The 24,884-nt window shown below is 68.4% G+C and carries 15 protein-coding genes; 8 read left to right on the top strand and 7 right to left on the bottom strand.

Translation table 11 applies throughout. The features are described from left to right. Nucleotides 1-532: 532 nt before the first annotated feature. Together QP166_RS18775 and QP166_RS18770 are read right to left on the bottom strand one after the other, a co-directional pair. Nucleotides 533-949, bottom strand: coding sequence for a cupin domain-containing protein (locus QP166_RS18775; protein WP_333917464.1), 417 nt, complete (start codon nucleotides 947-949; stop codon nucleotides 533-535). Nucleotides 950-1,051: 102 nt separating this feature from the next. Further along, nucleotides 1,052-8,044, bottom strand: a complete 6,993-nt coding sequence (locus QP166_RS18770; protein WP_333917463.1) for an autotransporter outer membrane beta-barrel domain-containing protein — start codon at nucleotides 8,042-8,044, stop codon at nucleotides 1,052-1,054. Nucleotides 8,045-8,280: 236 nt separating this feature from the next. On the opposite strand from QP166_RS18770, the gene QP166_RS18765 reads away from it, so the two are divergent. Together QP166_RS18765 and QP166_RS18760 are read left to right on the top strand one after the other, a co-directional pair. Then, a complete protein-coding gene (locus QP166_RS18765; protein WP_333917462.1) occupies nucleotides 8,281-8,859 on the top strand; it encodes a hypothetical protein in 579 nt (192 codons plus the stop codon). A gap of 60 nt (nucleotides 8,860-8,919) precedes the next feature. Continuing rightward, nucleotides 8,920-11,310, top strand: a complete 2,391-nt coding sequence (locus tag QP166_RS18760; RefSeq protein WP_333917461.1) for a M10 family metallopeptidase C-terminal domain-containing protein — start codon at nucleotides 8,920-8,922, stop codon at nucleotides 11,308-11,310. 166 nt (nucleotides 11,311-11,476) lie between these two features. Here the strand turns inward: QP166_RS18760 and QP166_RS18755 are convergent, their stop codons facing one another. Continuing rightward, nucleotides 11,477-11,680 (bottom strand): hypothetical protein, encoded by a 204-nt coding sequence (locus tag QP166_RS18755; protein WP_333917460.1) that lies wholly within the window; start codon nucleotides 11,678-11,680, stop codon nucleotides 11,477-11,479. A gap of 57 nt (nucleotides 11,681-11,737) precedes the next feature. Between QP166_RS18755 and QP166_RS18750 the strand changes: the two genes are divergently transcribed. Further along, nucleotides 11,738-13,012: a M23 family metallopeptidase gene (locus tag QP166_RS18750; protein WP_333917459.1), complete on the top strand. Its 1,275-nt coding sequence runs from the start codon at nucleotides 11,738-11,740 to the stop codon at nucleotides 13,010-13,012. 4 nt (nucleotides 13,013-13,016) lie between these two features. Beyond that, nucleotides 13,017-13,445 carry a bactofilin family protein gene (locus QP166_RS18745; RefSeq protein ID WP_333917458.1) on the top strand — a complete coding sequence of 143 codons (429 nt, stop codon included), beginning with the start codon at nucleotides 13,017-13,019 and terminating at the stop codon, nucleotides 13,443-13,445. A gap of 17 nt (nucleotides 13,446-13,462) precedes the next feature. Here the strand turns inward: QP166_RS18745 and QP166_RS18740 are convergent, their stop codons facing one another. Continuing rightward, a complete protein-coding gene (locus QP166_RS18740; protein ID WP_333917457.1) occupies nucleotides 13,463-13,996 on the bottom strand; it encodes a septal ring lytic transglycosylase RlpA family protein in 534 nt (177 codons plus the stop codon). A 468-nt stretch (nucleotides 13,997-14,464) separates the two neighbouring features. Between QP166_RS18740 and QP166_RS18735 the strand changes: the two genes are divergently transcribed. Next, nucleotides 14,465-16,003, top strand: coding sequence for a vWA domain-containing protein (locus tag QP166_RS18735; protein ID WP_333917456.1), 1,539 nt, complete (start codon nucleotides 14,465-14,467; stop codon nucleotides 16,001-16,003). 6 nt (nucleotides 16,004-16,009) lie between these two features. Here QP166_RS18735 and QP166_RS18730 read toward each other — a convergent pair whose 3' ends face one another. Further along, nucleotides 16,010-16,549 carry a hypothetical protein gene (locus QP166_RS18730; RefSeq protein ID WP_333917455.1) on the bottom strand — a complete coding sequence of 180 codons (540 nt, stop codon included), beginning with the start codon at nucleotides 16,547-16,549 and terminating at the stop codon, nucleotides 16,010-16,012. 184 nt (nucleotides 16,550-16,733) lie between these two features. Between QP166_RS18730 and QP166_RS18725 the strand changes: the two genes are divergently transcribed. From QP166_RS18725 to QP166_RS18715, 3 genes are all read left to right on the top strand, one after another. Then, a complete protein-coding gene (locus QP166_RS18725) occupies nucleotides 16,734-19,904 on the top strand; it encodes a TonB-dependent receptor domain-containing protein (protein WP_333917454.1) in 3,171 nt (1,056 codons plus the stop codon). A 386-nt stretch (nucleotides 19,905-20,290) separates the two neighbouring features. After that, nucleotides 20,291-21,775 carry a putative 2OG-Fe(II) oxygenase gene (locus tag QP166_RS18720; protein WP_333917453.1) on the top strand — a complete coding sequence of 495 codons (1,485 nt, stop codon included), beginning with the start codon at nucleotides 20,291-20,293 and terminating at the stop codon, nucleotides 21,773-21,775. Between the two features lie 165 nt (nucleotides 21,776-21,940). Further along, on the top strand, nucleotides 21,941-23,806 hold the full coding sequence (locus QP166_RS18715) for a tetratricopeptide repeat-containing sulfotransferase family protein (protein ID WP_333917452.1): 1,866 nt from the start codon (nucleotides 21,941-21,943) through the stop codon (nucleotides 23,804-23,806). A gap of 3 nt (nucleotides 23,807-23,809) precedes the next feature. Here the strand turns inward: QP166_RS18715 and QP166_RS18710 are convergent, their stop codons facing one another. Together QP166_RS18710 and QP166_RS18705 are read right to left on the bottom strand one after the other, a co-directional pair. Further along, nucleotides 23,810-24,034 carry a hypothetical protein gene (locus QP166_RS18710; RefSeq protein ID WP_333917451.1) on the bottom strand — a complete coding sequence of 75 codons (225 nt, stop codon included), beginning with the start codon at nucleotides 24,032-24,034 and terminating at the stop codon, nucleotides 23,810-23,812. Nucleotides 24,035-24,164: 130 nt separating this feature from the next. Then, complete coding sequence (locus tag QP166_RS18705) at nucleotides 24,165-24,548, bottom strand: hypothetical protein (RefSeq protein WP_333917450.1); 384 nt, start codon at nucleotides 24,546-24,548, stop codon at nucleotides 24,165-24,167. Nucleotides 24,549-24,884: the final 336 nt, after the last annotated feature.

The raw sequence follows: 24,884 nt of genomic DNA, 5'->3' as shown, positions 1-24,884 counted from the left end.
GTAGCGAGTTGAGCAAGGTTGGCCGCATCTCAGAGCGATTCAGCCAAAGTGGACTCGCCTACGCCGGATATAGGAAAGGCGACCCGCTCGGCGCGCAGCACTTAGCTATGAACGCGTTCAACCGAAATGACCTCCGCGGCTATCGATACTGGCTGAACAAGGCTGCGCGCCTAGGGGATCGTGAGGCCGGTGAAGAGCTGCGGCGCTTTGAGATTCGGCTACCCCATTCCGCCGCAGCTCCGATCCGTCGCAAACGTCCGCAGAGGCGGTCAGAGTCTCTCTGATCTGCTTGTCCGCTAACCACCACGTTGCGACGTGGCATGGCCGAAAAGCGCACGGCGGGTTTCGCCAGATCAGGATGACAGGGCCCAACCCATGTCCGTCATCGCGAGCGCAGCGAAGCAATCCAGGGCCGGATCAGGACGCCCTGGATTGCTTCGCTGCGCTCGCAATGACGATGCCGGTTTGGATTATGGCGTCATCCCGGACTTGGGGGCAAACCACGACGCCCCCTCATCCGCGACTTCCCGCATCACCCGCCGATGACGTCCTTCACCTTCTCCGCCGCCTTGGCGAGCAGGCCCTTCTCGGCTTCCTCGGCCTCCGCCTTGGTCTTGAACGCCGCGCCCTCGGGCTCGGCGGGCGGGGCGTAGACCGAGAACAGCTTCAGCACGCCCGTGCCCTTGTTGACGATATTGTGCTCGGCGCCCTTCGGCACGACGACCAGGTGGTTCGGCCCGGCGGTGGTGTTGTGGCCGTCGATCGTCACCTTCGCCTCGCCCTCGACGACGAAGGTGGTCTGGTCGGCGCGGTGCGTCTCCATCCCGATCTCCTCGCCGGCGGGGATCGCCATCAGCACGATCTGCACCTTGGCGTCGCGGTACACTTCCTTCTGCCACAGCTCGTTCTTGCCCGCGAGCGCGACCATGTCCTTGTTGAAGATCGCCATGATGCTCGTCCTTTCTCGAATGGAATCGAGGGGACGAACGGCGCAGCCCACGAAGGGATGCATGAGGGGCGGGGGCGGCACCGGCCGCCCCCGGGGTCACGATCAGAAGCGCAGCCGCACGCCGGCGCTGATCGTCTCCTGATGGTCGTCGCGCCCGGTCTGTGCCGAGGCGGAGGCGAACAGGTCGAGCCCGCTCGGCAGGCGATAGCCGACCCCGCCGGCTGCGGTGCCGACCAATTCGGTCCGCGCCGCGCCGACCGCGGTCAGCCCGAGCCCGCCCCCGGCATAGCCCGCCAGTGCGTCGGCGCGCTGCCCCTCGATCTGGTAGCGCGCGCCGAGCGTCACGAACGGCCGGAACGGTGCGTCCGACGCCTCGCTGCGCGCCAGCGTCACGCCGGCATCGGCAAAGCCCGCGACATGCCGGTCGCGCGCGACCTGCAGCGCGAACGGGCTGCGGCCCTCCTCCGCGACGCCCGCGCGGGTGGTGCGGATATAGGTCACGCCGACGCGCGGGCGCAGCGACCAGCCATCACCGGCGTCGAGCCCGTAGCTTGCCGCCAGATCGCTGACCCAGCTGTGCAGATCGTAGCGCCCGCTCACCGCGGTCGTGCCCGGCAGCGCGCGATCGGTGCGCGCCGTTCCGCCGTCGTACAATACCGAGGCGCTGACGCCCCAGCCGCTGTCCACGCCATAGCGCGCGTGGATGCCGCCCACCGCGCCATCGGCGCGGGTGCGTGCGCCCAGTGCGCCGATCTGCTGCCGCCCGTTAAGATAGCCCGCGAAAGCGCCGACCATCCACGTCCGGTCGCCATAGCCGATCCCGCCGAGGAAGCCGTAGCTCTGCGCACGCGCGGCGTTGCTGCCTTGCGCGGCATCGCCCTGCAGCGTGTGCCACTGGCCGATGGTCTGCGCGAAGGTGAACGCGCCTGCGTCCTCGCGATCGGTCGCGAAGCCGGTGCCGCGCGCCACCTGGGTCAGCGACAGCGCATGGTCGACGCCGAGCTGCGTCGCCGAGGCATAGGCTTCCGGCGTCAGCTGTGCGAAGCCACGCGCGTTCGACGCGCCCGATGCCTCGACCAAAGCAGGCAGGCTGTCGAACAGCGTGCTCGTCGCCGGCTGCACCGCCAAGGTCGCATTGGCATAAGCGATGCTGCGCGCCACCTGCGGCGAGAAGCGCGCGTCGGTCAGGAATTGACCAAGCAACTGGATGCGGTCGGCGCGCTGGACGATCACCCCGAACAGCGATGCCGGCTTCGACACGGTCGTGAAGCCGCCGGTGATCCCGCCGCTGGCGGTGATCAGGTCGTAGCTGGTGCCGGCGCGCAACGTGCCGACCGGCACGATCTCCAGCGTGGTGCCGCTGGCGATCGACAGCGCGCCGTTGACGACCAGTTTGTCGGAGATCGTCGGGGTCAGCTCGAACAGCGCGCGCGACCCGCTGGCGAGCGCGACGTTGCCGTTGACGGTCATCACCCCCGGCGACGCACCCGGGCTGAGGATGCCCGCGACATTGACGTTGCCGTTGACGGTGCCCGCCGAGCCGAAGGTCGCGCCCGCGCCGACGTCGAAGCGGCTCGCGCTGAGCGTCGAATTGGCGAGCCCGACGAGCCGTCCGCCGCTCAGCGTCACGGTGCCGAGCGCGGCCGTGCCCGAGACGGTCGCAAAGCCCGCGCTCATCCCGAACGCCTCGACGTTGCTGACGTTGGTGAAGGCGACCGGCGCGCTGGCATTGCCGCCCGACACCGCGATCGTGTCGTTGCCCGCGCCGCCGTCGACCGCGCCCGCGAAGCCGCCTGCGATCGTCAGCCGCTCGTTGCCGCCGCCCATCCGCACCGTTCCGGTGGTCAGCGACCCATTGCTCGCGATCGCCAGGTCGGTGCCCGCCAGCACCTGGCCATAGCTTTGCGTGCCGGTCAGTGTCAGTGTTCCGGCTCCGGTGCTCGCCAGCGTCTCGAACCCGGTCAGCGCCGCCGCCAGCGTGCGGTCGCCCGCCAGCGTGACGGTGGCGAGATCGTTGCCATCGCCACCCGCGATCACGCCGGCCAGCGTGCCGCCGGGAGCGAGGTTGAAGCGGTCGTTCCCCGCGCCGAGGTCGATCGTCCCGGCGATCGTTCCGCCATTGGCGAGCGTCAGCGTTTGCGCGCCGTCGCCCAGCGTCGCGGTCTCGCCTGCCGTGCCCAGTGTGCCGGTGACGGTCAGCGCATTGCCGGCCAGTGCGATCGTCTCGAACCCGCGCGCGCTGCCCGCGAGCGTCACCGGCGCAGCGGCGGTGAAGCGCAGCGTGTTGTTACCCGCACCGCCGTCATAGCTGCCCGCCGCGGTCGCGGTGCCGAGCGCCAGCGTGTCGTTGCCGCCGCCCAGTGCGACGCGCGCGACATCGCCATCGGCGCTGAACGTCTCCGCCGCGTCGCTGCCGGTTACCGTGCCGACGGTGTTGCCGTTCAGCGTCAGCGCCAGCCCGGTGCCCGCCAGCGCGACATTGTCGAAGCTTTGGTCGAGCGTCAGCGCCAGCGTGCCGGTGCCGGTGCCGGTGACCGCGAGCTGCTCGAAGCCGGTGCGCGCGCCGATCCCGCTGCGATCGCCCGACAAGGCGACGCGATAGGTGTCGATCCCTGCGCCGCCGTCGAGCGTGCCGAGGACGCGGCTGCCCGCGCGATCGACATAGGTGTCGTTCCCCGCGCCGAGGTCGACCGACCCGGCGATCGTTCCGGCATTGTCGATCGTCTCAGCGCCGTCGCTGCCGGTGATCGTGATCGCGCCGGCGCTGCTCAGCGTCTCGCCCGCGGCGACCGTGATCGTGCCGCCGCTGACGCCGATCGTCGCGGTGCTGAACGCGCCGACATAATCGACCGCACCGTTGCCGATCTGGCTGAAGCGCTCGAAGTTGATGAACTGGCTGGCGCGCACCGTGCCGCCCCCGGTTGCGTCGACGATCAGGCTGTCGATGCCGTTGCCGCCGTCGACGGTGCCGGTCAGCGTCGCCGACGTGCGATGCAGGAACGTGTCGTCGCCGTCGCCCAGGAACACGTCGCCGGTGATCGTGCCGTAATTCTCGACGCGATCGGCACCGGCACCGGTCGCGATGGAGCCGATGATCGTGCCGGTGTTGACGATGCGGTCGTCATAATCGACGCTGCCGATCGCGCCGGGGTTGGGTTCGCCATAAGCCGTGTAGCCGTTCGTGCCCGCGATCGTACCTGCGTTGGTAAGATCGAGCCGGCCATAAGCCATGATGGCGGTCGACAGGTCGCCCTTCGCCTCGATCGTGCCGGTCGCGGTGTTGACGAGGGTGATCGGATGCCCGGCGTCCGCAGTCGCCGTCAATGCGGTTGCGATGTTGAAATAGGTGTACGTCTCGTTCTTGAACTGGCCGGTGTTCGGATCGAAGACCGGATAGGTGTAAGTCGCTTGCTCGCCGCCGTCATTGGCGCGGATCGTGCCGCTGTTGGTGACGGTGACTTGCCGGGTGCCGCCCGACGTTGCCCCGTTGCCATTAGCGCCATAGGTCTCGAGATAGACGGCGTTGCCGCCCTTTCCGGTCGTCGCGATCGTGCCGCGATTGTCGAGCGCGATCGACGACGCTCCGCCGGCATCGTCGATCGCGTCCAGCTCGACCGCGGTATTGCCGCCGTTGCTGCTGATCGTTCCGCGGTTGATCAACGATACCGTCATCGGCTGGGTGGCGACCACATCGGTACGGTTCTGCACGGACGAGGCCAGCCTGCCGACGATCGTACCATCGTTGACGGCGGTCACGGCGCTGTCGGAATATAGAAGCACCCCGGCATCGCCGCTGCCAAGGTCGATCGTCCCGGCATTGGTGAAGTCGATCGCATCGGCCTGCGAGATCCGCACCGCCGCTCCCATGGAACCCTGGGCCGTCAGGGTGCCGGTCGCGGCGTTGACGAAGCGGGCGACGCTGCCGCTAAAGCCGCCGTTCACCTGCCCCTGGTTGGTGAAGGACGCCAGGATCGGCGCGCCGGCCACCGTCCCGTAACCCCATGGATTGTTGTCGGTCAGCACCGATCCGCTGATCGTCGCGGTGTTGATGACGCTGCCGGCGCCCGACAGGCTCACCGCGGTCGTCACGGGGGCTGTGGCCGCGATCGTCACTTGCGTATCGGCGTTCCCCGCGCGCACGCCTTCGACAGTGAAGCGTGTCGGCAAGGCGCCACCCAGCGTCACGGTACCACTGGCGGTACGGGCATGGACATAGGTGTTGGTGCCAGCACCGCCGTCGATCGTACCGCTCACTCCGATGACGTCGTCATAGGCGACCAGCGTGTCGTCACCGTCGCCGAACAGCAGGTTGCCGGTGATCGTTCCGCCCCGTGCGGTGTAGACGGCTCCGTTGTACGACAGCCCGCTCCAGCTATAGCCCAGGTTGACGTTGCCGGTGATCGTGCCGGCATTGTCGAGCGTGCCGCCACTGACGCGGATCGCGTCGCCGTTACCGGCGATCGTCGCGCCGGCGCGGTTGACGATCGTCGCGCTTCCATACGTTTCGACGCCGATCGCGAGGCCTTCGCTGCTGGCGATCCGCCCGCTGTTGTCGACGTTCATGCCATAACCGCCGACCACCGCATCGCCGCCGACGTCGATCGTGCCGCTGTTGGTAAGCCGCAGGGCGCTGCTCCAGGTGTAGAGGCCACGGCTCGCCGCCCCGCCGACGACCTGGGCGATCGTGCCGCGGTTGGTGACGTCGAGCGCTCCGATCCCGGTCGCGCCGTCCAGGGTGATCGTGCCGTCGTTCACGATCGTCGTGGCGGAAATGGCATAAGGCCGGTTGAACGTGTTGCCGCTCAGGTTGCGGACCGTGATCGTTCCTACGTTGGTGAAGGTGGTGCCGTCGCCTACCGAGACCGCGCTGAATGCGCTGCTGGTGGTGGTATAGTCCAGCGTCAATGCGCCGCGGCTGGTGACCGTGAGCTTGTTCGTGGGCGTTGCGGCAGTATCGCCCGGGTCGGACGTCAGGCTCGTGACCAGGATCGCGCTGCGCGTGGTCGCAGCGATGTCGCCGGTCACGTCGACGATACCGGTTCCGGCCAGCGCCACCGGCGCGGTCGCGCCGGTCAGCGTGAGCGCGACATCGTCGTACAGGTCGTAGCCGATCGAGGAGAAGCCGGCGATCGACGCACTGGCGATGCTGGTGTTGTTGCGCACGCGGTAGAGCAGGGCGGCATCGGTCGCGGTGACGGTGCCGGTGATCCCGGCGAACTGGCCGGAGCCGGTGTTGGCATATTCGGTGATCAGCGTGTTGCCGCTGCCCAGCGTCAGATTGCCGTTCAGCACGCCGCCGGCGACCGCGAAATAGCGATTGTTCGAATAGCTGAAGTCGCTCGATCCGTCGAAGCGGACGTTGCCGTCGATCGTGCCGGCGTTGATAACGGTCGCGTTGCTGACCTTGAAGAACTGCTGCACCTGCGGGACGATATCGCCGCGGACGATCGCGCCGGCGCGATTGTCGAGCGTGCCGCCGGAGCCCAGGATCAAGCCGGCGTTCGTGCCGATGATCGTACCGGTGTTCGTCAGGTTGCTGTACAGCCGAACGCCGGCCGTGACGCCGGTGATGGTGCCGTTGTTGGTGACGGCGCCGGTATAGGAGGAAACGCTCGCACCGATCCCTGCGGTCGAGGTGATCGCATTGTCGTTGGTGAAGCGGCCGCCCGAGAAATTGACCGCGGTGCCGGCTGCGGTGATCGTGCCGCTGTTATTGAACGTGCCGCTGTTCTGCGACACGCCGTTGACCGCCGAGGTGACCGTGCCCGAATTGTCGAACGTGCGCGCCCAGTTCAACGTTACCGCGTAGGCGGCGATGTCGCCGCCGGTCGCGTCGATCGTTCCGGCGTTCACGAACGCGACCGAACCGTTGCCGTCGAACGTGTCCGACACGATCGGCGCGCTGCCACGCAGCGTACCGTCGTTGACGACGGTGCCGCCACCCCCGATCTGCAGCAAGCCCGAGATGCCGCCGAACGTGCTGTTCAGCGTCACCGTACCGCCGGTCGAGGTGACCAGGCCTAATCGTTCGAAGCCGGTCGGCAGCACGACGGTGCCGAGGGTCGCGTCGCCGGTGAAGCGGGTGCGGAGCGTATCGATCCCGGCGCCGCCATCGATCGTGCCGGTGATCCCGGTCACCAGCCGGCCGTTGTCATAGCGGGCGAGGAGGACGTCGTCGCCCGAACCCAGCGTCAGATTGCCGTCAAGGGTGCCGGACAGGGTATCGATCAAGCTGCCCAGCGTGTTGGTGCCGCCGCGCGCGGTCACCGCGCCCGAAATCGTTCCGCTGTTTGTCAGTACCAGCGTGCCATCGACGTCGATCGCGCTGCCGCCCGTCGCAGTGATCTGGCCGGTATTGGTGAACAACGCGCGCTGTGCCGTCGTCCTGATCGCCACGCCGTTGCTTGCGGTGATGGCGCCGGCGTTGGTGACTTGCTCGATCGCGCCGCGAACGCCCGCGATCGTACCGGTCGCCAGATTGGAGACGGCAACCGAATAGAAGCTGTTGCCGGTATCGACCACGATCGCGGGACCCGCGGTGCCGGTCATCGTGCCCGCATTGAACAGGTTCGCGCTTACCGCTCCGCTCCGGTTCGCGGAATTGCGCTGTAGCAGCAATGCCTGCGTCCCGGTGACGGTCGCACCGGCCGCGATCTCGATCGTCGCCGAGCTGGACGGATAGACCATCTGAAAGCTGCCCGGCGGGCAATAGGTGATCGGAACCGATGCGCCGGCATAGGGATCATCGGGGCACCGCCCGTAATAAGCGGGGTTGTTGGTGACGAGGATGCCGGTCTTGCCGGCGCCGTCGACGATCCCGTCGACGGAGATTCTGGTCGCCCAGCCCGTCGTGGAGATCGCTGCTGCGGCGGACCCGGCTGTGACGGTCGCATTCTGCGAGACGATGACGCGGGTGTTGTCGCTGGTGACGGCAAGTCCGTTGGCATCGGTTCCGGTGCAGGTGGTCGTGCTGCTGGCAACAGTCGGATCGGGTGAACATTGCGCCTGCGCTGTTGACGCGAACCCCATCGCCGCGATGCTCGAACCGAGCGCGAGCGACCACCGGCGCAACTGCACCGAACGCTGACCTGCCATTATCATCTTCCCCCGTGCGCACGACCCCCGACGCACGCCCTTTGTCTAGGGGTGCGTCAAATTTCGTCCAGATCATTCCATCTCCGTTTCATCAAACTGGCTCTGCAGGTGATCCGTGGCGGCAAAGAACCAGTTGTCGGGAAAATGATCTATCGATGACATCTTAGTTAAATCCCCATTGACGCTAACTCACTGACAAGACAGTCTCCGACGAAACTTCCTCGGAGGAGACGGGAGTGGCGGCAGGATATCGGTCGGGGGCAGGGATCGCAGCGGCGTCGTCGCTGGCGTTGCTCGCGGTCGACGCCGGCGCCCGTATCCCCGACCAGCCCGCCGCCCCCGATCGGCCAGGCACCGCGCCTGCGCCTGCCCCCGCCAGCCCGGCGGCGATCTGGCAGGACATGACCGCGCTCGGCGTCACCTGCCTCGTCCATACCCCGCGCGGGATCGATAGCGGCGCGCTCCACGACCGGCTGTGCGCGGCGTTCACGAAGCAGGCGGCGAAGGGCGCGCCGGTGCCCGTCGCCGCCACCCCGCTGGGCGGCGCAGCGCTCGCGGCCGGGCGCGTGACCTTGCTGGTGCAGGCGACCGTCGCGCCCGTGAACGGCACGGACGCGATCGCGCTGACGCTCCGCCCGTTCCGCAACAGCACCGACGCCGGCCAGTTCTTCGCCGCCGCGCCGCGCATCGTCGCGGCCGGGGATGCCGCGGCGCTCGACCGCGCGGTCGTCGCGCTGCTCGCCGATACGCTGCCGTGGCAGGCCGGCGCGGTCCGCCGCGGGCGAACGCTGCCCGGCGCGCCGCCGCGATCGTAGCGCGGCGCGCGACACCACCAGATCATCACCGTTGAGAATGAAAAGAGGGGAATCGAAGCCATGGCGATCGGAAACACCGCCGAGATCGAGCAATTGATCCAGCACAGCGAGCACCAGAACAGCGTGCTCAAGGACGTCGCCTGCACCTGCCCGGCGTGCACCGGCGGCGTGCAGAAGGACGTCGGCTTCGTCGATCCGCTGTCGGGGCTGAAGCTGAGCGCCGAGCAGGGATCGGTCGATTATCTCGCCGGCACCACCGCCGCGAACGGCAAGCCGATCTGGTCGGCGGACCAGATCGCCGATTATCTCAACCGCTCGGGCGCGAGCTGGATCGGCGGGCCGGATCCGGCGCGGCAGGGCGACAGCAACCTGCGCGAGGTGACGTTCGGCTTCCATTTCTCGCAGGAGCAGCTCGCGGCGAGCGGCTATTCGTATCGCTATGAAGGCAACGTCGAATATCTCGACGAATATTTCAACTTCGCCGCCTTCAACGGCGCGCAGCGCGACGCCGCGCGGCTCGCGATCAGCTTCTGGGACGATGTCGTCGACATCTCGTTCCGCGAGGTCAATGCGTACCAGGCCGACATCAACTTCGGCAATCTGGCGAGCGCGCCGGACACGCAGGCCTATGCGCGGCTGCCGTTCGGCACCGTGTCGGATGACCCCGTCGTCAACGGCGATGCCGAGCGGATCGTCGGCGACGTCTGGGTATCGGCCAGCCAGGCGAGCAATTTCCAGCTGACCCCCGGCGGCTACGGCCTCAACACGCTGACGCACGAGATCGGCCATGCGATCGGCCTGTCGCACCCGGGCAATTACAATTTCGGCCCCGGCTTCGCGGTCAATTACGCCAATGGTGCGGAATATTACCAGGACGCGCGCAACTACACGATCATGTCGTACTGGAACCCGGGCGCGATCGGTGCGGGTGACATCGACTGGAACACCATGGCCTTCGCCTATGGTGGCACGCCGATGATCCACGACATCCTGGCGGTGCAGAAGATGTACGGCGTCGACACCACGACGCGCACCGGCGACACCGTCTATGGCTTCAACTCGACCGCCGGCAAGACGGTGTTCGACTTCACGGTCAACAAGGCGCCGATCGTGACGATCTGGGATGCCGGCGGCAACGACACGCTCGATGCCTCGGGCTATCGCACCAATCAGGAGATCAACCTCAACCCCGGCTCGCTCAGCAGCATCGGCGGCGTGACGATCGAGGAAGTGCGCGAGCGGCTGTCGTTCGAGCAGGTCAATGCCAACCGCGCCGCGCTCGGCTATCCGCCGATCCCGCGCGCCAGCTACGACGCGCTCTATGCGCAGCTCATCAGCGGGCAGCGCAACCTGGCACTGACCGACAATGTCGGCATCGCATATGGCGCGACGATCGAGAATGCGATCGGCGGCAGCGGCAACGACACGATCATCGGCAACAGCGTCGCCAACCGCCTCAACGGCGGCGCAGGGATCGATATCGTCAGCTACCGCGATTCCACCGCGGCGGTCACGGTCTCGCTGCTCACCGGGCGCGGTACCGTCGGCGATGCGCGCGGTGACATCTACCTCAATTTCGAGGGGATCGAGGGTGGCCGCGGCAACGACACGCTGACCGGCGACAATGGCGCGAATACGCTGATCGGCGGCGCGGGCGCCGATCTGCTGAACGGCAACGGCGGGTTCGACACCGTCAGCTATCGCACCTCCACCACCGGCGTCACCGCGTCGCTGCTGTCGAATTCGGGCAGCGTCGGCGATGCGAAGGGCGACAAGTTCGTCAGCATCGAGGCGCTGGAGGGCGGCTCCGGTAATGACGTGCTCTACGGCTCGAACAACGCCGACACGCTGACCGGCAATGCCGGCAACGACATCCTGTACGCCAACGGCGGCGACGACACGGTCTTCGGCGGCGCGGGCGACGACCTCATCTACGGGCATGACGGCAACGACCTGCTCGACGGCGGCACCGGCGCCGATCGCCTGGTCGGCGGGCGCGGCAGCGACACGCTGTACGGCGGCGACGGCGACGACATCCTCGAAGGCGTCGTCGACGACGACGTGCTGTTCGGCGGCGCGGGCAACGACACGTTGCTGGGCGGCGACGGCAACGACGTGCTGATCGGCGGGGCCGGCAACAACCTGTATGTCGGCGGCACCGGCGCGGACGTCTTCCGCTTCGTCAACCTCGGCGTGAAGGACACGATCCGCGACTTCGCGCGCGGCGTCGACAAGATCGACCTCAGCCAGCTGGATGCGAAGACCGGCGGCGCGGTCGATCCGTTCACCTGGCTCGGGGACGGTGCGTTCACCAAGACCGCGGGCGAGCTGCACACGGTACGGATCGATGGCCTCAACTATCTGGAAGGCGACGTGAACGGCGACGGCATCGCCGACTTCTCGATCCAGACCAACCTCAAGATCGTCGTGAGCGACATCATCTTCGGGTGACGGCGGACGGGCGCGGGCGGCGACGCCCGCACCCGGCGGGACGAATCGGACGGTGCGGGAAGCGCGGCTTCCCGCACCGTTTTTCGTTTGGCGGGTAAGCCCCGGCACCCGGAAGCCGATTAAATAAACACGGCATTCCCATCGGTTCGTGGAATGAAGTAGAATATCATTGTCTCTTCCATCCCTCGACGACTAACATCTCGGCGCCGATGCCGGGAACAATCGACTGCGGAGACACGCCTGCCAGAAGAGGCGGCGTTGCAGGATCTCCCCGATGCTTGGCGCGCAGGGGGTAATTCTTGGCGATGTTCTTCAAGGGGTTGTGCCGCGCACCGAGGCTCTTCGGCTGATCTTGCCGCGCGCCTGTCATCGTAACGCTCCACGCCATCCATGAACATGGATCGGCAGGGATAGCGGAAGCGGGATCGTGTCGAGCAAGCCGGACCGGCCGCCGTCGAGGCTGCGCTTCGTGTGCCTGCGCGTGCGCGAGCGGCTGGCCGCGACCCGCGCGCGGATCGACCGCTGGTTCCCCGACCGCGAGTTCATCATGCGTGCGCAGGGGCAGGTCCGTTTTCTCCGGCTCCCGGCGCGCACGCAGAAGCGGGCCGCGGCCGGCGCGCTGGTGCTGGCGCTGGTCTATGTCGGGTCGATCACTACCTTCGCGCTGATCCGTTGGCATGAGTCCCGCGACGCAACCGCGCTGCTCGGTCGTCAGGCGCGGGTGGAAAAGGCGGAGAGCCGCGTCGCCGCCTATCGCCGGAACCTCGACGACGTGACCGCCGACCTGAAACGGCGGCAGGATTTCATCGAGAAGGTCACGCAGGCGCATCTCGGTGTGCTGCCCGAAGACGGCAAGGACGACGAAACGGTTACCGACAGCCGCAGCGAAGCGGCCCGGACGATCGACAAGGTCAACGCCGCCGTGCCGGAGGCGGGAGCTCTGGCGCGGATGGAGGGGCGCCAGCTGGCGTTCGTCGAAAGGCTGACGCGCTATGCCGATCGTCGCAGCGCGCGTGGACTGGCGATGATGCGGCGGCTGGGCGTCGATCCGGGGATGATGCTGGGCGCGCTAGGCGGCGGGTCGGCGGGCGAGGCCGCGATGGGCGGCCCGCTGCTGGCATTGTCCACCGAGGCCGATGGCGCGATCGACCCGCGCTTCGCCCGGCTCGGCGCCAGCCTGGCGCGGATGAGCGCGCTGGATCGTGCGATCTCCCGGATGCCGCAGGTCCTGCCCGCCGGCGGGGAGTCGATCTCGAGCGGGTTCGGCTATCGCGCCGACCCGTTCACCCGCCACGGATCCTTCCATCCCGGTCTGGATTTCCGCGGCCCGCTCGGCGCGGGGATCTATGCCGCGGCGCGCGGCACCGTCAGCTTCGTCGGGCAACGCTCCGGCTATGGCAATTGCGTCGAGGTGACGCATGGTCCCGGCCTCTTCACCCGCTACGCGCACATGTCCGCGTTCCGCAGCCGGGTCGGCCAGCAGGTCGCGGCGGGGCAGGTCATCGGCGCGATCGGCTCCACCGGCCGCTCGACCGGCCCCCACCTGCATTTCGAGGTGCGGATCAACGGCCATCCCACCGATCCCCGTCCCTTCCTGGAGGCGCGCAGCCATGTTTCGTCGACGATCGTCAGCCCCGCCGTCGGCCCCGCCACGGCCGCCGGCACCGGCAAGGATATCCGCCCCAGCGAAGCCAGCGAGTGAAGCGATGAGCAAGAATGCGACCTTTTCGATGATCGGTGCCGATGTCGTCATCACGGGCGACATCTCCGCCTCGGCCGACCTGCACATCGACGGCCAGGTCCGCGGGGACGTCAGTTGCCTCGCGCTGGTGCAAGGCGCCGCCAGCGAGATGGTCGGCACGATCGTCGCGCAATCCGCCCATCTGGCCGGCACGGTGCGTGGCAGCATCGTCGTCGACAGCCTCGTCATCCAGCGCAGCGCGCATTTCGTCGGCGACGCGCATTACGAGACGCTGACGGTCGAACAGAGCGCGCGCGTCGAAGGAACGTTCGCCACGGGCGGCGGCGAGCGGCCCGCCACGAAGGCGCCCGTCGCGCCGATCGCGACGGTGCCCTCGGTGGACGCGCCGCCGCTGCGCGGGGAAGGCGAAGCGGAGCAGGCGACTGACGGCTGACGGGCCGTCCCCCGCGCCTACATCCCCGACGCGGCCAGCTGCGACCGCCAGAACGCCAGCGCCTGCGGATCGGCGTCCGGGCGCGCCGCGGCGGGCTTGCCGTGGCGCAGCCGTTCGCGGTCGCGCTCGTCCGGCTGGACGATGCGCACCCGCACCGCGCCATGCCCGGCGTCGCGCAGCCCCAGCGCCTGCGCCGCGCCTTTCGACAGGTCGATGATCCGCCCGCGCGCGAACGGTCCGCGATCGTTGACGCGCACCACGATCACGCGGCCGGTATCGAGCGACGTCACCTCGACATAGCTCGGCAGCGGCAGCGTGGCGTGCGCGGCGGTGATCCAGCCGGGGCGGAACTTCTCGCCGCGCGCGGTGCGGTTGCCGCTCTCGCCGCCGTACCAGCTCGCGCGCCCCAGCATGTCGTAATCGGGCGCGGCGGCCGGGACATAGCTGACCCCGCGCACCACATAGGGCCGCCCGATCGTCACCGGCGTATCGCTGACCGCCCGATAGCGCCCGCCGCAGCCGCCGAGCAGCAGCGCCAGCGCGCCGATCAACCAGGCGGGGCGGGGAGGGCGTGCATCGGGGCTCGCTACAAGGCGAGGTGCGGGCGGGCAATGCTGCGCGGATCGACATCGATCGCTCACCTGCGTCATCCGGGGCGACGGAAATCACGGTCATCGCTCCGGGATCGAACGTCGCTCACCCTCCCATAACCACTGGTGAAACGTCACAAGGCACGCCTAGACTGATCCGCGACGAGGGCAGCCAAGGTCCTCGCAAAGGGGAGTCGCCATGTTCGCCCGTCGTGTCACCGCGCTGTTGATCGCGCCCGCCTTGTTGTCGAACGCCCCGCCGCCCGGCGCCGCGCCGCGCGCCGTGGTGGATGAGGGTTCTCCGGTGCGCTGCAAGGCGGCGCCACCCGAAAGCCTTTACCAACCCACGGCGGGGGTTCCGATGCCGGCACCCGGCGCCCCCTGCCACCACCACCACCACCACCACCACCGCCCCCTCCGCCGGTGTCGGTGCAAAGCCTCCCCACCCCGGCACCGTTCTTCAGCGCCACGCCGAGCGTCGCGCCGCCCGCGCCGCCCGCCCCGCGCGTGTCGCAGCGCACCACCGCATCGACCGCCCCCTATGGCGCGCCCGACAATACCGAGCGCTACGACGGCCGCCCGGTCGCGACGATCACCGACACCGCGACCACCCCGGTCTCGACCTTCTCGGTCGATGTCGACACCGGCTTCTACGCCAATATCCGCCGCTTCCTGAACACGGGGCAGCCGGTCCCGCCCGAGGCGGTGCGCACCGAGGAACTGCTCAACTATTTCCGCTACGATTACCCGCGCCCGGCGGACCGCGCGCAGCCGTTCAGCATCGCCACCGATGTCGCGGTCACGCCGTGGAACCCAGCGACGCGGCTGATCCGCATCGGGCTGCGCGGCTATGACGTGGCGGCGGCGACGCGCCCGCCGGTCAATCTCGTCTTCCTCGTCGACACCTCGGGGTCGATGGCCAGGCCCGACAAGCTGCCGCTGGTCAAGACCGCGCTGCGCGGGCTCGCCGATCGGCTGCGCCCCGACGACCGCGTCGCGATCGTCGCTTATGCCGGCAGTGCCGGGATCGTGCTGGAGCCGACCGCGCAGAAGAAATATGTCGGCGCCGCGCTGGCGTGCCTCGACGCAGGCGGATCGACCGCGGGCGGGCAGGGGATCGAACTGGCCTATGCCACCGCGCGCGCGCATTTCCGCAAGGGCGCGGTCAACCGCATCATCCTCGCCACCGACGGCGACTTCAACGTCGGGGTGAGCAACACCAAGGCGCTGGAACAACTCGTCAAGCGCAACCGCGACGACGGCATCACGCTCACCACGCTCGGCTTCGGCGCGGGCAATTACAACGATGCGATGATGGAGCGGATCGCCGACGTCGGGAACGGCAATTACGCCTATATCGACAGCGCGATGGAGGCGCAGAAGGTGCTGGGCGAGGAAATGGCCGCGACATTGGTCACGATCGCCAAGGACGTGAAGGTGCAGGTCGAATTCGATCCGGCGCGGATCAGCCAATATCGCCTGATCGGCTACGAGAACCGCGCGCTGCGCGAGGAGGATTTCACCAACGACGCGGTCGATGCCGGCGACATGGGGGCGGGGCATCAGGTGACCGCGCTGTACGAGGTCGTGCCGGCGGGCTCGCCCGGCTGGACGCCCGCGCGCCGCTACGCCGCCAATCGCCCGCCCGCCGTCGCGCCGCGCGGGGCTGAGGCGTGCTTCGTCAGGCTGCGCTACAAGCTGCCCGACGGCACCACCTCGCGCGAGCTGACCCGCGCGATCCCGGCCAGCGCGCTCGCCGCGGCGCGCGCGCCGACCGGCGACCTGGCCTTTGCCGCCGCGGTCGCGGCCTATGGCCAGAAGCTGCGCGGCGACACCTATCTCGGCCGCTTCACCTACGCCGACGCGCGCCGGCTGGCCGGTAGCCCGCGCGATTACTGGCGGCAGGAATTCGTCAAGCTGACCACGCTCGCCGAGGCGCAGCAGGCGGGTGCGGCGAGCGGGGAGTAGGGGGCGTTACGCCCGGCGTCGCACGCGCACGCCGGGCTGGCGGCCGACCGTCAGCTTGTAGCTGCCCAGCGCGGCGCGCTTGACGACCACGGTCTCGCCGGCGCGCGGGGCGACCGCGAACGCCTGACCGTCGGTCTGGAGCCAGCGCGACCCGTCCGCCAGCGTGAAGCTCCAATTGCCGTCGCCGGTCCGCGCGGCCTGCGCCAGCTTGCCGGTCAGCGTGTCGAGCTTGTTGCCGTCGGCATCCTGCAGCGACGGCAGATCGGCGGCGCGGCGGCGCTCGCCGAACCGCGCGCGGCGCTCGGCCTCGACCGTGGCGCGGTCGACCACCACCACCTGTCGCGCGGCGATCGCGCCGTCGAACGCGCCGGCCGCGGCGTCGAAACACTTCAGCCGCTCCTTGTCGTTCGCGATCGTACGGCACCGGATCACCGCGTCGGCGACCCCGCTGCGATCGGGCGACGAAGGGTCTGCCGTCGCCGCGCCGGACAGGCACGCCAGCAGGACTGCGCCAAAAACAGGCACGGCGATCAACGGTTTGCTCATTTTTCCCTCATGATCGGCCTGAAAGTGTAACTCTGCTGCAACAGATGCAAAATTTCGTTGCATTCTACACCAGTTGAGATTGCCCATCATTTCCGCCGTTCGTAGCGTCGACACAAGCGCTGCCAAATAAAGGCGCGATAGAACACGGCTATTCCAAAATGGGGGTCTTATGAAGACGATTTCGATGAGGCGTCGACTGCTCGCCAGCACGATCGTTGCCGGCGCGATGCTGGGCAGCCTGCCCGCCGCGGCACAGGTCGCGAACGATCCGACCGGCGCCAGCGCGGGTCCGCTCGAGGGTCAGGCACCGGTCGCGAACGCCGATGGTGACAACAAGGCCGCACAGGGCGGCGACATCGTCGTCACCGGTTCGCGCATCCGCTCGCCGAACCTCGAGGCGACCAGCCCGGTCACCGTCGTCAACAGCGAAGAGTTCAAGCTGACCGGCACGACGCGTACCGAAGACCTCATCAACTCGCTGCCGCAGGCGTTCGCCGGGCAGAGCGGCAACATCTCGAACGGTTCGAGCGGTATCGCCACCATCAACCTGCGCGGCCTGGGTGCCGAGCGCAACCTGGTGCTGGTCAACGGCCGTCGCGTCGTTCCGGGCGATCCCACCTCGGCCGCGGTCGACATCAACGTCATCCCCGCCGCGATCATCAAGCGCGTCGACGTGCTGACCGGCGGCGCCTCGTCGGTGTACGGTGCCGACGCGGTCACCGGCGTCGTCAACTTCGTCATGGACACCGACTTCGAGGGCTTCCGCCTCGACGGTCAGTATTCGATGTTCAACCACAACAACCGTGGTGGCGGCGGCATCCTGCCGGCGCTGAACAGCAGCTCGCCCTACGGCGCGCCGGCCGGCTATCCGAGCGGCATGAGCACCGACGGCGGCACGATCGACGTCACCGCGGCGTTCGGCACCAGCTTCGACGACGGTCGCGGCCACATCACTGCCTACGCCGGCTATCGCAAGATCAACCCCGTGCTCCAGGCGAACCGCGACTATTCGTCGTGCTCGCTGAGCGCGAACACCGCCTCGGTGGTGCAGAGCACCGGCCGGCCCTATGCCTGCGCCGGTTCGGCGACCTCGCCGCAGGGCTCGTTCGTCGCGTTCGACGGCACCGGTGCGGACTTCACCTCGACCTTCTTCCAGCCCGGCCAGGGCGGGGCGTTCGTGTCGGGCCGCACGCCGTTCAACTTCAACCCGCTGAACTATTACCAGCGCCCCGACGAGCGCTACACCGCCGGCTTCTTCGCGAACTACGAAGTGTCGAACGCGATCAAGCCGTACGCCGAGTTCATGTTCATGGACGACCGCACCGTCGCGCAGATCGCGCCGTCGGGCAATTTCGGCAACACCACCTCGATCAACTGCGACAACCCGCTGCTGGGCGCCGCGCAGCAGGCGTTCGTCTGCCGTCGTGACAATCTGCTCGTCGCGAACAACGCCGCCAACCAGCTGACCGGCCAGCGCGTCGTCGGCCAGGCGATCTACAATCCGAGCGTGTATAACGACACCACGGCGGCGAGCTTCTTCGACCCCGTCACCGGCCAGCCGTACAACCGCGGCTACCTGCAGGTCTTCCGTCGCAACGTCGAGGGCGGCCCGCGTCAGGACGATCTGCAGCACACCAGCTTCCGTGGCGTGCTCGGTTCGCGCGGCGATCTGGGCAGCGCCTGGTCGTATGACGCTTACTATCAGTACGGCCGTACGAACTACGCCGAGACCTATGCCAATGACTTCTCGATCACGCGCCTCGGCCGTGCGCTCGACGTCGTGTCGAACCCGAACGGCGGCGCGCCCGTCTGCCGCTCGGTGCTGACCGGTGAGGATCCCAACTGCGTTCCCTACAACGTCTTCTCGCTCAACAGCGTGACGCCGGCAGCGGTCGCCTATCTCTCGACCCCGGGCTTCCAGCGCGGCGTCGTCAGCGAGCAGGTGGCCTCGGCCAGCTTCTCGGGCCAGCTCGGCGAATACGGGATCAAGAGCCCGTGGGCGAACGAGGGCCTCGGCCTCGCGATCGGCGCCGAATATCGTAAGGAAGCGCTCGACCTGAAGACCGACATCGCCTTCCAGACCGGCGACCTGTCGGGCCAGGGCGCGGCGACGCTCCCGGTCTCGGGTTCGTTCAACGTCAAGGAAGTGTTCGGCGAGCTTCGCGTGCCGGTCGTGTTCGACAGCTTCATCTACAACCTGTCGTTCACCGGCGGCTATCGCTACTCGTCGTACAAGACCTCGGCGGGCCGCGGCTTCTCGACCGACACCTACAAGCTCGAGGGTGAATTCGCCCCGATCCGCGACATCCGCTTCCGCGGCGGCTACAACCGCGCCGTTCGCGCACCGACCGTCCAGGATCTGTTCGCACCGCAGCGCGTCGCGCTGGTCGGCAACAGCGATCCGTGCGCGGGCCGCGAGCTGACCGCGGCGGACCAGGGCTGTCTGTTGCAGGGCCTGCGCGTCGGTCAGACCGTCGCCGAGAACCCGTCGAGCCAGTATAACGGCCTGATCGGCGGCAACCAGAACCTGGTGCCGGAAGTCGCGGACACCTACACCGCGGGTGTCGTGCTTCAGCCGCGGTTCCTGCCGCGCTTCGCGCTGACCGTCGACTTCTTCGACATCAAGGTGAAGGGTGCGGTCACCACGATCGGCACCGACACGATCCTCAACGCCTGCAACACGACGCTCAACACCGAGTTCTGCGGTCTGGTCAATCGTGACGCGGCGGGCTCGCTGTGGCTGACGCCGCAGGGCTATGTCACCAACACCACCCGCAACATCGGTGGTCTGGCGACGCGCGGCATCGACGTCGGCGCCAGCTATTCCTACCCGCTGGGTGGGCTGGGCTCGCTGGGCTTCAACTTCAACGGCACGTGGCTCGACCGTCTGGTCACCGACACGGGCGTCAGCGGTTCGTACGACTGCGTCGGCCTGTTCGGCACCACCTGTCTCCAGCCGACCCCGGAATGGCGCCACAACGCGCGCGTGAGCTTCAGCTCGCCGTCGGGCGTCGGGATGTCGGTGCGGTGGCGCTACTTCGGTAACGTGAAGATCGACGCGACCGATCCGAACACCAACCTCAACAACGGCGGCGCCAGCGGCCCGGCCCCGGGTGGCGTCGCCCGTCCGGGTCTCGCCGAGCTGGGCGTGCAGAGCTACTTCGACCTGGCGATGACGTTCCGTGTCAACGACGCGTACACGTTCCGCCTCGGCGCGAACAACCTGCTCGACCGCGAGCCGCCGCTGACGGGTTCGCAGGCGTGCCCGGGCGTCGTCTGTAACGGCAACACCTTCCCGGGCGTCTACGACGCGCTCGGCCGTTACATCTACGCGGGCGTGACGCTGAACCTGTAAGGGTCTCGCAGCGCCGAAACAGGGAGGGGCGGGTCCACACGGACCCGCCCCTTTTTGGTTGGGGGGCGCGGGGACACCGCTGATCGTCATTGTTCGCTACGCTCGCAATGACGGATGGTGAGATCGACACGATCCCGAGTTCGATCCACCCGGCCCGAACCCGACCCTGCCGTTCCCCGGCGAAGGCCGGGGCCCAGGTGGGGGACGCCGGCGATGGGCGTTGCGCTTCGTTCCCGTTGGCTCGGAGGCAAACACCACCCCGTCATCCCGGACCTGATCCGGGATCCCGCTCCTTCTCTCGGTCGCCAAGATGAAGCGGATCCTCGGCTCAAGGCCGGGGCGACGGAACGGACCGATCAACCTGTTGTCGAAGCCGGATCGAAACCATGTCCTCCCCTCCACCCACCACCGCCGCCTTCGCCCCGCAGGTCGCGCGCGCCGTCGCGACGTGGCGCGAGGCCGACGTGATCGCCGCGCTGACTGCCGCCATCGACCGCACCCCCGAGGACGCCGCGCTGTGGCAATTGCTCGCTGCCGCGCAACGCGCCGCGCAGGACCACGCTGCCGCGCTCGCCGCCGCGCGCCGCGCCGCGACGCTCGCCCCCGATGACGCGCTGATCACGCACACGCTCGCACGTATCACGCTCGAGGCCGGCAACCCCGCGGTCGCGCTGTTCGACCATGCGCTCGCGCTTGCGCCGCTCGACGCCGGGGTGATGCTCGGCCGCGCGGCCGCGTTGGTCGCCGCGGGGCAGGCCGATGTCGCCACCACGTTTCTCGCCGACGTGCTCCGCCAGCACCCCGGCTGGTACGACGGCCACGCCACGCTTGCGCGGTTGCGCTGGCAGGCCGGCGACCGTCGCGATTACGCCGACAGCTATGCGACGGCGCTCGCGACGCGCCCGCGTGACGGGTTGCTGTGGCGCGACCATGCCGCGACCGTCGCGCGTGCCGGACAGACCGAGGCGGCGCGCCGCATCGTCGCGCAGGCGCGCGCCGCGGTCGGCGTAAGCCGCACGCTCGACCTGCTCGAAGCCGGCACCTTTTCCGAGGATGGCGCGCTCGCCGCGGCCGACCGCCTGTACCGGCCGCATCTTCCGATCGCCGATGTCGAGGCGCTCGCCGGCTACGTCCGCCATCTGTTGCGCGCGCACCGCGCCGACGCCGCGCGCGCCGCGCTCGAAGGACGGCTGACGCATGAGACACATGATCTGTGGCCGCTCGCCGCGCTGGCGTGGCGGCTGACCGGCGACCCGCGCAGCGACTGGCTGGAGCGGGGCGAGGCATTCGTGCGCGTCTTCGATCTCACCGCGCAGCTCGGCCCGATCGACGACCTCGCCGCGACGCTGCGCACGCTCCACCGCACGATCGCCGCGCCGCTCGACCAGTCGCTGCGCGGCGGGACGCAGACCGACGGCCCGTTGTTCGCGCGACAGGACCCGGCGATCGTACGGCTGCGCGACGCGGTGCGCGCGGCGGTCGCGCGCTATGTCGCCGATCTGCCCGCTCCCGACCCCGCGCATCCGCTGCTCGCGCCGCGTCGCGACGCGCTGCGCTTCGCCGGGTCGTGGTCGGTGCGGCTCACCGATCGCGGGCATCATGTCGATCACGTCCATCCGGCGGGCTGGATCAGCTCGGCCTGTTACATCGCGCTCCCCGACGCGCAGCCGGGGGAGCCGCCGCAGGCGGGCTGGCTCAGCCTCGGCGACGCCCCGACGCTGCTCGGCGACACGCTCCCGCCCTGGCAGACGATCGCGCCGCAGCCGGGGCGGCTGGTGCTGTTCCCCTCCTTTATGTGGCACCGCACGCATCCGTTCGCGGCCGGCGAGCGGCTGACGGTCGCCTTCGACATCGCGCGCCCGCCGCTTTAGGTGTGAGGACATGAGTTCGGACCATCCACCGTCATTGCGAGCGTAGCGAAGCAATCCAGGGCGTCCTGGTCCGGCTCTGGATTGCGTCGCTACGCTCGCAATGACGGGTGAAGTTTCGCAGGGACGATGCTTCAGCTTCGACGGATCACCTTCTAGAAGGCCGACATGACAGACGTTTCCGAGCTGATCGCCGCGGCGACCGCCCGCGCCCGCGCCAATGACGTCGCCGGCGGCCTCGCCTTGATCGAGAGCGCGTTGCAGCAAACCCCCGACGAGCGCGCGCTCATCGAGTTCGGCGGTCTGCTCGCAGCGCATTCGGGGCAGACCGACCGCGCGGCAGCGCTGTTCGCGCAATTGCTCGCGCTCGATCCCGGCAACGATCCGGCGCGGATCAATCTCGCCACCGCGTTGCTGAGCGCCGGGCGCGCCGCGGAGGCGCTCGCGGTCGCCGACGGCCATGCGCACGCCAAGCTCCGGCTGCTCGCCGCCCATGCGCGCGTCGCGACCGGCGCGGGCGAGGCGGCGGATTACGAGGCGATCGTCGCCGCCGACCCGCGCGACTATCGCGCGTGGAACAACCTGGGCAGCGCGCGGCTGGCCGAGGGCAGGGTGGACGATGCGGTCGCGGCGTTCGACGAGGCGGTGCGCCATGCGCCGAACGACGTCCGCCTCTACATCAACCTGGCGCAGGCGTTGCGCGACGCCGGGCGGTTCGACGTCCGCCAGCGCGTGATGCGCGATGCCGCCGCGCTCGCGCCGAACGATCCCGAGGTGCTGCTCGAACTCGGCACCGCCGAGGCCGCGTGCGAGAACCCGGTCGGCGCCGAACAGGCGCTGCGCCGCGCGATCGCGCTGACTGACGGCTATACGGGCGCGTTCGTCGAGCTGGGGCTGCTGCTCGAAAGCGTCAACCGCATCGACGAACTGGAGCAGGTGGTCGACGCGCTGGCGGCGCGCGCGCCCGATGCGATCGAGCTGGATTTCCTGCGCGCGTGGGTCGCGCGTCGTCGCGGCCATGTCGCCGAGGCGCTCGCGCTGGCCGAGCGCGTGCCGGACGAGATTCACCCGCTGCGCCGCCATCAATTGCTCGGCGATCTCTACGACCGGCAGGGTCAGCCCGAAAAAGCCTTCGCTGCCTTCACCGCGATGAACGCGGCGGCGCAATCGCTCTATCCCGCCGCACCGGGCGACAGCTATCGTGATCGGCTCGCGGTAATTTCGGCGCGGTTGACGCCCGATCAGGTCGCTTCGTGGCACCCGCTGGCGCCCGATCGACACCGCGCCGCGCCGGTGTTCGTCGTCGGCTTCCCCCGCTCGGGCACCACCTTGCTCGACACGCTGCTGATGAACGTCGACGGCGTGCATGTCCTTGAGGAACAGCCGTTTCTCGCGCTCGCTACCCAGTCGATGGGGCTGACCGAGGACGGGCTGGCGACGCTCGACGATGCCGGGGCCGCCGCAATGCGGGTAAGCTATTTCGATCAGGCAGATGCGGTCACGCCGCCGGGCACGCGGCTGCTTGTCGACAAGCACCCGCTCCACATGGTGCGCATCGCGACGATCCGCCGGCTGTTCCCGACCGCGAAAATCGTGCTGGTCGAACGACATCCATGCGATGCGGTGCTCAGCTGCTTCATGGCCAACTTCCGGCTCAACACCGCGATGCGCAGCTTCACCACGCTCGACGAAACCGCCCGCGTCTACGACGCCGCCTTCACGATTTTCGAGAACGGAATCAGGCTCTTCCCGGAGCTGAAGGTCCACCGCGTCCGCTACGAACGGATGATCGCCGACCTCGAATCCGAGCTGCGCGGCCTGTTCAACTTCCTCGATCTCGAATGGCACCCGCACTACGCCGACCACCGCACGAGCGCCCTGGCGCGCGGCCCCGTAAAAACAGCCAGTTACGCGCAGATCACCGAACCGCTCTACACCCGCGCGCTGGCACGCTGGGAACGCTACCGCACGCCATTGGCACCAGTGATGCCGATCCTCGAACCATGGATCGACGCGCTCGGCTACATCGATTGAGCGTCAGTTGTTCTTGTAGCGATTGGCCTGAACGCGCTCGATATCCTGTTGGTTGATGGCCTTTTCCGCCGCCCAGTCGCGCGCGGACATGCAGCGCTTGGTCTTGGCGAGGCGGCTGCCGGTGCTTTCTTCGGAACGGCAGATGATCTTGTTGGGATCATTCGCGGCGGCCGGCTTCTGCTCGCGCGCGACCGCGCCCGACGCCGACATCATCGCCACCGCCGCCAACCCCAAACCAATATAGCGCATCGGAACAACTCCCCGGACCGCACGAGCGATCGATGCACGAATGTCGTGCGGTTCGGCGGGCGCGTCAATCCCGTTTGATTGGCAGCTAACTAACGGAAATTATGAGGCTTTACTGTCGTCCGGTCGTCAGCAGATCGGCGCGTGTCCAATCCGCGTCCGCGCGGACCCCGCTGGACCGCCCGCTGCTGTCGACGCTGAGCGGGTTGTTGTTGCGCAGTGCGCGCGCATAGCGGGCGTTGATCGCGTCGAGCCGCGACTGGATCGATGCGCGGCTGTCCGCCGACAGCGTCCCGCCGTCACGCTGCTGCTGGCGGGACGCCACCTTGCGCAGCGCCAGCAATTCCTGCCGATGCGAGAAGGCGATCTGGTCGGGCAGCGCGCGGACGATCGCGCCGCTGCCCGAGAAGACCGGCCCGGCCTGCGCGGCGCCCGGGAGCAGCACCGTCGTGGCGGCGGCAACGATGGCGATCCGTGCGAGCGACGTGACGTTCATCGATAAACTCCCGTTATCCGAGCGCGATCCCCCGGGCGCACATTGCCCGAGGATAGCGTGCAAGCTGCGCCCCGCGGTGTCCGTCGTCAAGTGGAGAGGGTCAAGCATAACCGTATGGTAATCCCCTGCTATATCGGGATCGTCTTTCGCGCTGAGTTCGGCTGATGCGCCGGAAAATACTCTTAATTGAAAAATAGCAGATGCCGTTCACCTTTCCTGATACTTGTGCATAAGGCAAAGTTCTCGCTGACGTGGTCTATTCTGTTGGGAGGGAAGGTCGACATAGCGGTCGTTAACCGCTAACATACAGAACCATAGTCATTGCGCATCACTGCA

Source organism: Sphingomonas sp. LR60, assembly GCF_036855935.1.
In the GTDB taxonomy this organism is placed as follows: Bacteria; Pseudomonadota; Alphaproteobacteria; order Sphingomonadales; family Sphingomonadaceae; genus Sphingomonas.
This window is presented reverse-complemented; position numbering and strand designations above follow the sequence as displayed.